The organism is Actinoplanes regularis, from assembly GCF_900188005.1.
Classification (GTDB): domain Bacteria; phylum Actinomycetota; class Actinomycetes; order Mycobacteriales; family Micromonosporaceae; genus Actinoplanes; species Actinoplanes regularis.
In genome coordinates this window covers 800,325-812,189 of record NZ_FZNR01000001.1, presented here as the reverse complement: position 1 = coordinate 812,189, position 11,865 = coordinate 800,325, and the positions used below count along the sequence as shown (strand labels likewise).

Sequence of the window (11,865 nt, the reverse complement as noted above, 5' to 3'; positions counted from 1 at the left end):
GGTGCGCCGGCCGGGAGGTTTCGCATGGCCAGCAAGTTGACCGACCTCGCGATCGACTGTGCCGATCCCGGCGCTCTCGCCCGGTTCTGGTGCGCGGTCCTCGACTACGAGGTGCGGGACGAGGAGGACGGGCTGGTCACCATCGGCTCGCCCGCCGTCCCGGAGGGCGGGCGCCGGGCCGGCCCGGTGCCGCCGACCCTGACCTTCGCGCGTGTGCCCGAACCCAAGATCGTGAAGAACAGGCTCCACTTCGACGTCAACCCCACCGATCGGGAGCAGGGCGACGAGGTCCGTCGCCTGCTCGACCTGGGCGCTCGGCGCGCCGACGTCGGTCAGGGCGCCGAGAGCTGGGTCGTGCTCGCCGACCCGGAGGGAAACGAGTTCTGCGTCCTCGCGAGCCGGCACCCCTGAGGGTCAGCGCGGCGCCGTGAGCAACGCCTCCGCGGCGGAGGTGCGGGAGTTGAGCAGCAGGCGGCCCTCGCGATGGGTGGTCGAACCGTCGTACCGGAAACGGGTCTTGATCTTTATGCCGCGGCGGCCGCCGCGGCCCGGCCGGCCTGCCGCCCGGAGAAGAGGCAGCCGCCCAGGAACGTGCCCTCCAGGGAGCGGTAGCCGTGTACCCCGCCGCCACCGAAGCCGGCCACCTCGCCGGCCGCGTAGAGGCCCGGCACGGGCGTGCCGGCGGCGTTGAGGACCCGGCCCGCCAGGTCGGTCTGCAAGCCGCCGAGGGTCTTGCGGGTGAGGAGGTTGAGGCGGACCGCGACCAGCGGGCCGGCGCTCGTGTCCAGGAGCTTGTGGATCGAGGCGGTCCGGCTGATCTGATCACCGAGATAGTCCAGCGCGTTGCGGATCCCCATCACCTGGGCGTCCTTGCTGTACGTGTTGTCGATCTCCCGGTCCCGGGCCTCGACCTGCCGCTTCAGATCGGCCACGTCGATCAGATCGTTCCCGGTCAGCCGGTTCATCCCGGCGACCAGTTCGGGCAGCGTGGCGGCCTGCACGAAGTCGACGCCGTACTTCTGGAACTTCTGGATCGGCTCCGGGGTCTGCCAGATGCGCGACAGCAGCAACCACAGGTTCTTGCCGGTCAGATCGGGGTTCTGCTCGGAGCCGGAGAGCGCGAACTCCTTGTCGACGATCTTCTGCGTGGTGACGAACCAGGAGTAGTCATAACCGGACGCGGCGATCGTGCCGAGCGTGTGCAGGGTGTCGTAGCCCGGCATGTCCGGCGCGCTGAACCGCCGGCCCTTGGCGTCGAACCACATCGACGACGGGCCGGGGAGGATCCGGATGCCGTGGTTCGGCCAGATCGGCGCGAAGTTCCGCAGCCCCTCGGTGTAGTGCCACATCCGGTCCGGGTTCACGATCCGGCCACCGGCGCGCGCGGTGATCGCCAGCATCCGCCCGTCCACGTGCGCCGGCACGCCGGTGATCATGGAGGCCGGGGCGGGACCGAGCCGGGCCGGCCAGTTCTGCCGGATCAGGTCCTGGTTCGCGCCGATGCCGCCGGAGGTCACGATCACGATCGGTGCCTTCAGATCGAAATCGCCGATCACGGTACGGGAGCTGGCCGTCCCGCGCGCCGCCGAGCTGGCCTCCAGGATCGCCCCGCGCACGCCGGTGACCGCCCCGTTGGTGACCACCACCTCGTCCACCCGGTGCCGGAACTTGAAGACCACCTTGCCGGCGGCCACCCCGGCCCGCACCTTCTTCTCGAACGGCTCGACGATCGCCGGACCGGTGCCCCACGTCACGTGGAACCGCGGCACCGAGTTGCCGTGGCCGGTCGCCAGCCCGCCGCCGCGCTCCGCCCAGCCCACCGCGGGGAACCACTGCAGACCGAGCCCGGCCAGCCACGATCGCTTCTCCCCAGCGGCGAACTGCACGTACGCCTGCGCCCACTTGTACGCCCAGTAGTCCTGCCCGGCCGGATCGTCGACGCCGCGGTCGAACCCGGCCGTACCCAGCCAGTCCTGCCACGCCAGGTCGTAGGAGTCCTTGACCCCCATCAGCCGCTGCTCCTCGGAGTTGACGAAGAACAACCCGCCGAACGACCAGTACGCCTGCCCGCCCAGGCTCGCCTCCGGCTCCTGGTCCAGCAGCAACACCTTGCGGCCGGCGGCGACCAACTCGGACGTGGCGACCAGGCCGGCCAGGCCGTGACCGATGACGATCGCGTCCGCGTCGGTCGCCGCGGCGGCGCCGAACGCCGGGGTGGCCTGGGCCGCCAGGGCGGTCGCGGCCGTGGTCGCCAGGACGCTACGCCGGCTGATCCCGTTCATGGGGCCTCCTTGCCTCGGAGTCGATGCGCTTCGAGCGGACCTCGATCCAAACAAGGGGCCGATCCGGGGCGGTAGTCGCTCGAGTCCAAAGGCGACGGTGGACGTTGTCGCCCGTTGCCGTTGCACAGGGCTATTTCGGGTGACCGGCCTCGCCGGAACTGCGTAGGGTTTTCCGGGTGACCGACATCGCATCCGCGCAGTCGCGGATCCCCGTGCCCGACAAGCCCACCCTCGACGGACTCGAGCGGAAGTGGCGTGCGGTATGGGATGAGCGGGGCACCTACACCTTCGACCGGACGGCGCCGCGGTCCAGGGTCTTCTCGATCGACACCCCGCCGCCCACGGTGAGCGGGTCGCTGCACGTCGGCCACGTGTTCTCGTTCACCCACGCCGACGCCATCGCCCGCTACCAGCGGATGACCGGGCGCGAGGTGTTCTACCCGATGGGGTGGGACGACAACGGGCTGCCGACCGAGCGGCGGGTGCAGAACCACTACGGCGTGCAGTGCGATCCCTCGCTGCCGTACGACCCGGACTTCACCCCGCCGGAGACACCGCCGAGCCGGCCGCTGCACGTCTCCCGGCGCAACTTCGTCGAGCTGTGCCAGCGGCTGACTGCGATCGACGAGCAGGCGTTCGAGGAGCTGTGGCGCCAGCTCGGGCTCTCGGTCGACTGGTCGCTGCAGTACAGCACGATCAACGACGTCAGCCGGGCCGTGTCGCAGCGGGCCTTCCTGCGGAATCTGGCGCGCGGGGAGGCGTACCTCGCGGACGCGCCGACGCTCTGGGACGTCTCGTTCCACACCGCGGTGGCCCAGGCCGAGCTGGAGGACCGGGAGCGACAGGGGGCGTACTACCGGCTCGTCTTCGGCCTGCCCGGCGGCGGCGACGTGCGGATCGAGACCACCCGGCCCGAGCTGCTCCCGGCCTGCGTGGCGCTGGTCGCCCACCCGGACGACGAGCGCTACCGGCACCTGTTCGGCACGGTCGCGACCACGCCGGTCTTCGGGGTCGAGGTGCCGATCAGGGCGCACCCGCTGGCCCAGCCCGACAAGGGTTCCGGCATCGCGATGATCTGCACCTTCGGTGACCTCACCGACGTGATCTGGTGGCGCGAGCTGGACCTGCCGACCCGCCCGGTGATGGGCCGCGACGGGCGTCTGCTGCCCCAGCCGCCCGCCGGCTTCTCCGCCGCCGCGGCCGCGGCCTATGCCGAGCTCGCCGGAAAGACCGCCTTCTCGGCCAAGGAGAAGGCGGCCGAGTTGCTGCGCGCGGCGGGCGCGCTGGACGGTGAGCCGCGGCCCACCACCCAGCAGGTGAAGTTCTACGAGCGGGGCGACAAGCCGCTCGAGATCGTCACCACCCGGCAGTGGTACATCCGCAACGGTGGCCGGGACGCCGCGCTGCGCTCCGCCCTGCTCGACCGCGGCCGGGAGATGACCTGGTCGCCGGGCTTCATGCGGAACCGGTACGAGAACTGGGTGGAGGGCCTGGCCGGCGACTGGATCATCAGCCGCCAGCGCTTTTTCGGCGTCCCGTTCCCGGTCTGGTACCCGCTGGACGCGGCCGGCGAGCCGGACCACTCGTCCCCGATCACCCCGGACGAGGCGGCGCTGCCGATCGACCCGAGCAGCGACACCCCGCCCGGCTACGACGAGAGCCAGCGGGGCCGGCCGGGCGGCTTCACCGGGGACCCGGACGTCATGGACACCTGGGCCACCTCCTCGCTCACCCCGGAGATCGCCGGCGGGTGGGGCCGGGACGACGACCTGTTCGCCCGGGTCTTCCCGATGGACCTGCGCCCGCAGGCCCACGAGATCATCCGGACCTGGCTGTTCGCCACCGTGCTCCGCGCCCACCAGGAGTTCGACAGCCTGCCGTTCCGCACGACCCTGATCTCCGGCTGGATCCTCGACCCGGACCGCAAGAAGATGTCGAAGTCCAAGGGCAACACTGTCACCCCGGCGGGGCTGCTGGCGGAACAGGGCTCGGACGCGGTCCGGTACTGGGCGGTCAGCGCGCGCCCGGGCACCGACACCGCCTTCGACACCGGCCAGATGAAGGTCGGCCGCCGGCTGGCCATCAAGATCCTGAACGCGACGAAGTTCGTCCTGCGCTTCGGCGTCTCCGCCGATCCCGGCGCCGGCGACGTCACCGAGCCGCTGGACCGCGCGATGCTCACCGAGCTGGCCGCGGTGGTGGCGGACGCCACCAGGCACTTCGAGGGGTACGACTACGCCCGCGCCCTGGAACGTACCGAGCAGTTCTTCTGGACGTTCTGCGACGACTACCTGGAGCTGGTGAAGGAGCGGGCGTACGGCCCCGTCTCCGCCCCGGCCACCCGGTCCGCGCACGCCGCGCTCGCCCTCGCGCTCCGGGCACTCCTGCGGCTGTTCGCGCCGATGCTGCCGTTCGTCACCGAGGAGGCCTGGTCCTGGTGGCAGGAGGGCTCGGTGCACCGCGCCGCATGGCCGTCCACGAACGAGTTCGCCGAGGCGCTGGACCCGGCCCTCCCGGGCGGCCTGCTCACCCTCGCCGGGGCCGTGCTCGGCCTGGTGCGCAAGGCGAAGTCCGAGGCCAGGCAGTCGATGCGCAGCGAGGTGGCGCACCTGACCCTGCGGGGTCCCGAGGCCGACCTGATCTCCTTCGACCTGGTCGGCCCGGACGTGCTGGCGGCCGGCGTGATCCGCGAGGTGACCACCGAGGCGGTCGGCGACCCGCTCGGCGCCGAGGTCCGGCTCGCCTGATCATGTGCGGAAGGGGCCCGCTCAAGGGTCCCTTCCGCAGAGTTCCCCCCGCCGGGCTTTGGCGATTGATGTACGCTCCGGCCGTGTCCGAGGACAAGATCACCGATCGTCCCTTTTACCGTTCCAAGGGCTTTGAGCTCTTGGTTCTCATCGTGGTGGGGGTGCTGGTCGCCGCCGGAGTGCGGACGTACCTGCTTCAGACCTTCTACATCCCCTCCGGGTCGATGGAGAACACCCTTCTCCTGAACGACAAGGTGTTGGTGAACAAGGTGCTCTACCGGTTCCGGGAGCCGCACCGCGGGGAGGTCGTGGTTTTCCAGCCCCCGGTGGCGTGGGGTGCCGGCCCCGCCGAGCAGGAGTACATCAAGCGCATCATCGGCGTCGGTGGCGACCACGTCGTCTGCTGCGACACGCAGAAGCGGCTCACCGTGAACGGGCAGGCCCTCGACGAGGACTACCTCTACCCCGGCGACGCCCCCTCTGACGACACCTTCGACGTGACCGTTCCGGCCGGGCGCCTCTTCGTGATGGGCGACCACCGTTCCGACTCCGCCGACTCGCGGGCCCACCTCGACTCCGATCTGGGCACGGTGCCCGTCGACCGGGTCGCGGGCCGGGCCTTCGCGATCTACTGGCCGGTGTCGCGCTGGACTTCGCTGTCGGTCCCCAAGACCTTCGAGGCGGTTCCCGCTCCGGCCGGCTGACCCGTGCGCCGGCCGCGCCGGCCGCGCAAAGGTCCCTCGACATTGGATATCTTGGACGCCGCGGACGTCGGGGGTGCCCATGGGTGAATTGGTGTGGCTGGGCCGATATCCGGTCAAATCCATGCGCGGCGAAGAGCTCGAAGAGGCGCACCTCGACGCCTCGGGTGTCGCGGGCGACCGCCGGTACGCCCTGATCGACGAGGAGACCGGCCTGGTCGCCAGCGCCAAGAACCCTCGTCGCTGGCGCACCCTGCTCTCGATGGCGGCCCGGCACCGCCCGGACGGCCGAACGGTCGTCACCTGCCCGGACGGCACGACGATCCACGCCGATACGCCCACCGTTGACGCCGCGCTGTCGCGAGTGGTGGGCCGGACCGTACGGCTCACCGGCACCCGCCCGGACGACGCCGGCATGGAGCGCCTGACCCCGCCGACCGAGCCCGGATCCGGCACGATGACCCGGAGCAGCCTGGCGGCCGGCACCCCGGGCGACACTTTCGTCGACTTCGCCGCCATACACGTGATCACCACCGCCACGCTCGACGCACTGGCCCGGCAGCATCCCAGCGGCACGATGGACCTACGGCGATTCCGCCCGAACCTCGTGGTGCGCGTGGACGACGCCACACCCTTCGCGGAGAACACCTGGCAGGGCCGCACCATGATCGTCGCCGGCCAGGCCGAGATCCAGATCATCACCCCCACCCCGCGCTGCGCGGTGCCCACCCTCGCCCAGGGCGACGATCTGCCGGACGACCCGGCGGTCCTGCGTGCCGCCGCCCGGCTCAACCGGGTCCCGCTCTTCGACGGCCCTCCACTCACTTGTGTCGGCGCCTACGCCGCGGTGCACTGCGGGGGCACGGTACGAGTCGGCGACCGCATCACGATCGCCGACTGACCCAGCTCGGCCTGCCCGCGCCATCAGCAATTCGACCCGCGTCATATTGCCGCTGGTATCGCCGGTCGCGCCGCCGCGATCGTGACCTGGATTCCCGCTGATTCCCCCGTCGAAGACATGTCGCCGCTGACCCCGACTGACCTCGATCGGCTCATCCACCACGGCTGGTGTGCCGGCGTTCGCTCAACGGCCACGGGCGATGCCGGTCGCCGGAGATCGAGTCTGATCGTCGGCACCTGGGCATCAGCCGAGCTCCGTGGAACCGGCTCGGAGCAAAAGGCTCGCGGGTTGAATGGCGCTGGACGATCAGACGCGCAATGCATTGACTACCTATAGTGTCGCTGATAGGTACTCATTGTGTCTCTTAGAGCGATGGTCCGGAGGAAGCGCGGTCGGGCCTGGATCATCGTCGGCCTCCTCGCGTGCTTTCTGTGCGTCTGCGGTGTTGCTTTCGTCCTGCGGCTCAACGGCCTGCAGAACGCGGCCAATGTGGCGCAGCTGACATCGATCCCGATCGCACTCGTTGAGGTCGTGCTGCTGCTCGTCACAGGCTGGCAGAGTTTGCGCCCATCGGCGGTTACCGTCAGTGCGGTCGCGGAGGGCCGCGAAATGCTCGCCCGGCGGCTGCTCGTGCAGTGGCAGGAGGAATCGCGCGCCCGGGCCCTCGACGATCCCGATCCAATTCCCGTGCGCTGGCGCATCACCGAACACGAGGACCTGATCGACTTGCCGAGCAATCGGACGGCTGACGTCCTCACGGTTGCGTCCAGCGCTGACGTACTCGGCCTGATCGACGAATTTCGCAAGCTGCGCCGACATCGGCTGGTGATTCTCGGAGACGCTGGCGCAGGTAAGACGACACTTGCCGTACAGATCCTGCTCGCGCTGCTCGGCAGCCGCGCAGACCATCCCGGCGAGCCGGTTCCGGTGCTCTTCTCACTTACCGGCTGGCGGCCGGCCGACTACCACGGCGACGTCCGGAAGTGGCTGGCCGACCGGCTGGACACCGACTATCCCGAACTGCCCGCCGGCGTGGTTGGCGCGCTCCTCGAGGAGGGGCAGATCCTTCCGATTCTCGACGGCCTCGACGAAGCACCGTACGAGGCGCGCGAACACTTCATCCCGGCACTGCACCGCTCGCTCGGCGCCGACACGCAGCTGATCCTCACCAGCCGCACTGATGAGTTCGCCGCGGCCGTCGAGTCGGGAGGCCGCGTCATGTCGTCGGCCGTTGTCATCCAGCCAGACGCGTTGAGCCCGGAGGCTGCCGCCGAATACCTGCGCCGTTGCCTTCCCCCGGATCCGGGTTCGACCTGGTCCGAGATCCTTGAACGGCTCGCTGATCCCGCCGCTCGACAAGGACCGGTAGCCGCGCTCGCCGAGGTCGCCTCGACGCCCTTGGGTCTCTGGCTGATCCGTGCCGCTTACATCTCGCCGCGGGCCGATCCGTCTCTGTTGCTCGATGACACTCTTGGCGCCGCGCCGGCGATGCAGGCGCACCTGTTTGAGGTGCTGGTAGCGGCCTGCATCACGGCCCGCCGACCCAGCGCCGATCCCGCCCAGTTATTTCGGCCGCGGCGCGAATACAGCCCCGTAGAGGCCGAGGCCTGGCTACGGTTTCTCGCGCAGAACCTGCAACGCTGGAAGACAAACGACCTCAACTGGGCATGGCGCACCGTCGACTTGGCCGCGCCACCTCGCTGGACCGATCCACTGATCATTGCCGCGGAGCGGATCTCCACAGCGGTGGACCGCTTCGCGGAGCAGCCGATCAGAACTCGCCGCGCGATCGGGGTCGGTGCCCTGCTCGGCGTACCGCTGTTGTTCTGCGGATCCGCGACCGCCGGAGATGTAGGTTTTCTACCGTTCCTCGCGCTGTGCACCGCCGTCGTTCTCGTCATCCGCATTCTGATCATCAGGATCGAGCATGCCGGCTCGGGAGGCCCCTACTGGCCTGCGGCGGTCGAACACGACTGGTACGCCGTACGCGCCTTTGTCGTCCGTGCCGGCCCGACGCTGGCGTTCAGCTTCTGTTATGCCTCGGTCACCGGGCTGCCTGCTGGCATAGTGACCGAACTGATCCTGCGCGACGGCAGCGGCATGCCGGTCGGCCTCGCGGTGGGCGCCGTCGTCGGCCTACTGGCGCTACTGATCTACGTGGACGGGCTCTTGATCTCCGCAGGCATTGAGCCGAACCGGCCGTGGTACGGCATTGGGCCGGGACCTGGCCTGCGAAGTGGCCTTTTCTGGGCCGCGATAGCCGGGATCCTCGGTGGCTTCCTGCTTGTCGGCGCCTATGGGGGCGCTGTCGGTCCGACGACTACCGTGGGTGTCGCCTTCTTTCTCGTATCGACGGCAGCCGGCTGCTTCTTGATCGTGCCCTTCCGCGCGGTGATCGTGCCTTTGCTCTTCACGGTCTCGAACCTGGGTGCGGCGATCTTGGCTCCGCGATCAGGCCGTCCAAACCTCAACGACACCATCTCAATCTGGGAGTCGGAGCGGATCGGGCAGATCCGGCGGTTGGTCCGCGTTGGCATTCTCACCAGCATGGCGGCCCTACTGGGTGGGCTTGCGTGGCGTTACCTGCGGAACTCGGCGATAGGTGCGGATCTATTCCGGCAGACCCCTACCGCGTTCCTGTCGAAGCACGTACCCGACTTCGACCTGACCTGGACCGGGCACCTCCGATATGTGGCGGCGGCTGCAGTCGGATGGTTTCTCACGATTCCGCTGGCTCAGCCGTACCGGCGTTGGCGCGGGTGGGGCGCCTGGTTGCTGGCTGCCTCGCTGGTGGTGGGCTTATGGCCGAAGGAGTGGGAGGCTGACAACTTCCGGCTCCATCTTGTCGGCAGGCTGGACGGCGCCGACCCGACTATCACGATGAACGCTTCTGCCCGGTTCGCTGAGCACTCCGGTGCCCACTCGGCCCCATCCCTCCACCTCGCGGAGATGCTGTCGGGCGCGGATCTGCGCGTCGCAGTGCTGATTTGGCTCGGCGTCGTCGGGTTTTTCGCCGTCGCGACGATCCTGGGTCGTATCGAGGGCGGCTACTCCCGGGTCTGGTGGTCGACCTGGATGGCCACGCGCTGGCACGTGGTTCAGGGACGGCTGCCGTACGACCCGATCGCGTTCTTCGACGACGCGCACCGGCTCGGCCTGCTTCGCAGGATCGGGCTGGTGTACCAATTCCGGCATGCAGAGTTCCAGGATCATCTCGTGACGCCCGATGAAGCCGGAACATAGTCCGTCGAGGAGGACGGCTCACTCGACGGTGTAGGGCGGTCGGCCGCTCGGCAATCGGGTTAGTTCGGGCGGGGATCTCCGGGAATCCGCTCGAAAGCGCCCGCAACCTGTCATGAGACCGAGCTGCTATTTACTCACGGTCGCAGAAAACGCCGCTACGAGGACGGGAGCAGCCTATGGCGTACTCGAACAGGGCTTGAAGGTTGGAACAACTTCGACCTCGGCCCAGGATCGCTGCATCTTCAGAGCGGCCTGATGGGGCTCCGGGGTATCCCCGGCGCGGGGTCTGGGGCTCGGGCCCCAGGGATGAAAGCACGATGGGCACCGGTTCGCGCTTTCTGCGAACAACGGTGCCCGATCACATCGTGCCCCCGGCAGGATTCGAACCTGCGCTTTCGCCTCCGGAGGGCGACGCTCTATCCCCTGAGCTACGGGGGCCCAGTGGTTCAGAAGCCTAGCAGGCTCCTGGAGACCACCGCCAACCGGTGCCGGTCAGCTGGATCGGGCCTGCTTGAGCAGGTCGTCGATCAGCTGGATCTCGCCCTGCTGGGCGGCCACCATGCTGTTCGCCAGCCAGTCCACGTCCTTGTTGTCGGACAGTTCCTCGGCCTCCTGGGCCATGTGGATGCCGCCCAGGTGATGCGCCCGCATCAGCTCGAGGAACTGGATGTCCAGGTCCTTGCCGGTGGCCTTGCGCAGCGACGCGAGCTGTTCCGGGTTGGCCATGCCGGGCATCAGCCCGTTGACCACCGAGCCGGCCGAGTCCGGCATCCACGCCATCGCGGTGTTGTCGCTGGTCGGGCTCAGGTCCCAGTCGCGCAGCCAGGCCTGCATGTAGCCGATCTGGGCCTGCTGGGTGGTGGCGATGTCGGCCGACAGGGTGACGATGCTCGGGGTTGCCGAGCCGGCGTGGGCGATCATCGACATCTCGACGGCTTGGGCGTGATGGGTCGACATGTCGCGGAAGAAGCCCGCCTCGACCGAGTCGTCGCCCGGGGTCCGGAACTGCGGGATCACCAGGCCGATCGCGGCGCCGAGCACGATGCCGACGAGCAGCAGGGCGAGCGCGGCGTAGCCGAACCGCTGGCGGTCCGCGGTGGGGGTCACCCCGGACGCCGAGTCGGCGTCCGGGGTGGTCAGGTCGCGGATCATCAGCTGCCGGCGGAGGGCACGGCCGCGGCGTTGCTCGGGGCGGCGGAGGGCATGGTCGCGCCGTTGTTCTGGGCGGCGGTGACCGGGCCGGTGGTGGTGTTGCCGCTGGAGCAGCCCGCGCCGGGCTCCATCGACGCCTTTACCCGGGCCGCCGCGATGAAGTCGTCGATCCGGCCGTCGTTGACGTCGTCGGTCTTGAGCTGGTAGCCCCAGGCCTGGACGGAGACGTTCTTGTCGAGGCCGGCGTAGGGAGACAGGAGCATGTAGTCCTTGCCCTCGACCTTGTCCTGCAGGGTCGCGACCTGGTCGGCGGCGAGGCCCTGCTTGTAGGTGATCCAGACCGCGCCGTGCTCCAGGCTGTGCACCGCGTGCTCGTTGGCGATCGGCGCGGAGTACACGTCACCCATGCAGTTCTGCCAGGTGCCGTTGTGCGCGCCGCCGACGGGCGGGCTGGTCACGTAGGTGAGCGCGCCGTCCTTGTGGGTGCGGTCGTCGATCTGCGGATTCTTCTGCGCGCGGTAGTCGACGACGCCCTGGATGTCGGCCATCTTCTCGGTCCAGTCGCGGGAGCCCTGGACCGAGGCGTACACGCCGTATCCGATGATGCCGACGGCGACCAGTACGACCGCTCCGGCCACGGCGATCGGCCCCCAGTTACGACCGCCGCTCACCTTGACCGGGGTGACCGGCTTGCGGCCCTTGCCGCCCTTTCCTGCCTGGCCCTTGCCGGCCGGCCGGTTCTGGCCCGGCTTGCCGGTCGGCGGCTTACCCTGACCAGTGGTCTTACCGACCTTCACGGTGGAGGGGACCCGTTCGGGCCCCGGCGTGCTCATACTCAT

8 protein-coding genes and 1 tRNA gene are annotated in these 11,865 nt (G+C 69.3%); 5 read left to right on the top strand and 4 right to left on the bottom strand.

The genetic code is table 11. The annotated features are described in order from the left end of the window. Positions 1–24: 24 nt before the first annotated feature. Complete coding sequence (locus CHC09_RS03410) at positions 25–411, top strand: VOC family protein (protein ID WP_089291436.1); 387 nt, start codon at positions 25–27, stop codon at positions 409–411. Positions 412–524: 113 nt separating this feature from the next. Here the strand turns inward: CHC09_RS03410 and CHC09_RS03405 are convergent, their stop codons facing one another. After that, positions 525–2,282, bottom strand: coding sequence for an FAD-binding dehydrogenase (locus CHC09_RS03405; protein ID WP_089291435.1), 1,758 nt, complete (start codon positions 2,280–2,282; stop codon positions 525–527). 212 nt (positions 2,283–2,494) lie between these two features. Here CHC09_RS03405 and valS point away from each other — a divergent pair, with 212 nt between their 5' ends. The 4 genes from valS to CHC09_RS03385 all read left to right on the top strand — a co-directional run bounded on the left by valS (position 2,495) and on the right by CHC09_RS03385 (position 9,874). Beyond that, on the top strand, positions 2,495–5,029 hold the full coding sequence (gene valS, locus CHC09_RS03400; RefSeq protein WP_089291830.1) for a valine--tRNA ligase: 2,535 nt from the start codon (positions 2,495–2,497) through the stop codon (positions 5,027–5,029). A 68-nt stretch (positions 5,030–5,097) separates the two neighbouring features. After that, positions 5,098–5,733 (top strand): signal peptidase I, encoded by a 636-nt coding sequence (lepB, locus tag CHC09_RS03395; protein WP_089291434.1) that lies wholly within the window; start codon positions 5,098–5,100, stop codon positions 5,731–5,733. Between the two features lie 79 nt (positions 5,734–5,812). Then, entirely contained in the window at positions 5,813–6,631 is an 819-nt protein-coding gene (locus CHC09_RS03390; RefSeq protein ID WP_089291433.1) for an MOSC domain-containing protein, read from the top strand. Between the two features lie 372 nt (positions 6,632–7,003). Next, positions 7,004–9,874: an NACHT domain-containing protein gene (locus tag CHC09_RS03385; RefSeq protein ID WP_089291432.1), complete on the top strand. Its 2,871-nt coding sequence runs from the start codon at positions 7,004–7,006 to the stop codon at positions 9,872–9,874. Between the two features lie 366 nt (positions 9,875–10,240). Here the strand turns inward: CHC09_RS03385 and CHC09_RS03380 are convergent. The 3 genes from CHC09_RS03380 to CHC09_RS03370 form a co-directional block, all read right to left on the bottom strand. Then, positions 10,241–10,312 (bottom strand) — tRNA-Arg (locus CHC09_RS03380). Positions 10,313–10,366: 54 nt separating this feature from the next. Continuing rightward, entirely contained in the window at positions 10,367–11,026 is a 660-nt protein-coding gene (locus CHC09_RS03375) for a DUF305 domain-containing protein (RefSeq protein ID WP_089291431.1), read from the bottom strand. After that, positions 11,026–11,865 (bottom strand): thioredoxin-like domain-containing protein, encoded by an 840-nt coding sequence (locus CHC09_RS03370; protein ID WP_089291430.1) that lies wholly within the window; start codon positions 11,863–11,865, stop codon positions 11,026–11,028. Before CHC09_RS03370 ends, CHC09_RS03375 begins: the two co-directional genes overlap by 1 nt.

What these genes read in the sequence shown, in the direction of transcription:
- CHC09_RS03385 (WP_089291432.1), top strand. Translation starts at nt 7,004, where the DNA reads ATGGTCCGGAGGAAGCGCGGTCGGGCCTGGATCATCGTCGGCCTCCTC.
- lepB (WP_089291434.1), top strand. Translation starts at nt 5,098, where the DNA reads ATGTACGCTCCGGCCGTGTCCGAGGACAAGATCACCGATCGTCCCTTT.
- CHC09_RS03390 (WP_089291433.1), top strand. Translation starts at nt 5,813, where the DNA reads ATGGGTGAATTGGTGTGGCTGGGCCGATATCCGGTCAAATCCATGCGC.
- CHC09_RS03370 (WP_089291430.1), bottom strand. Translation starts at nt 11,865, where the DNA reads ATGAGTATGAGCACGCCGGGGCCCGAACGGGTCCCCTCCACCGTGAAG.
- CHC09_RS03405 (WP_089291435.1), bottom strand. Translation starts at nt 2,282, where the DNA reads ATGAACGGGATCAGCCGGCGTAGCGTCCTGGCGACCACGGCCGCGACC.
- CHC09_RS03375 (WP_089291431.1), bottom strand. Translation starts at nt 11,026, where the DNA reads ATGATCCGCGACCTGACCACCCCGGACGCCGACTCGGCGTCCGGGGTG.
- CHC09_RS03410 (WP_089291436.1), top strand. Translation starts at nt 25, where the DNA reads ATGGCCAGCAAGTTGACCGACCTCGCGATCGACTGTGCCGATCCCGGC.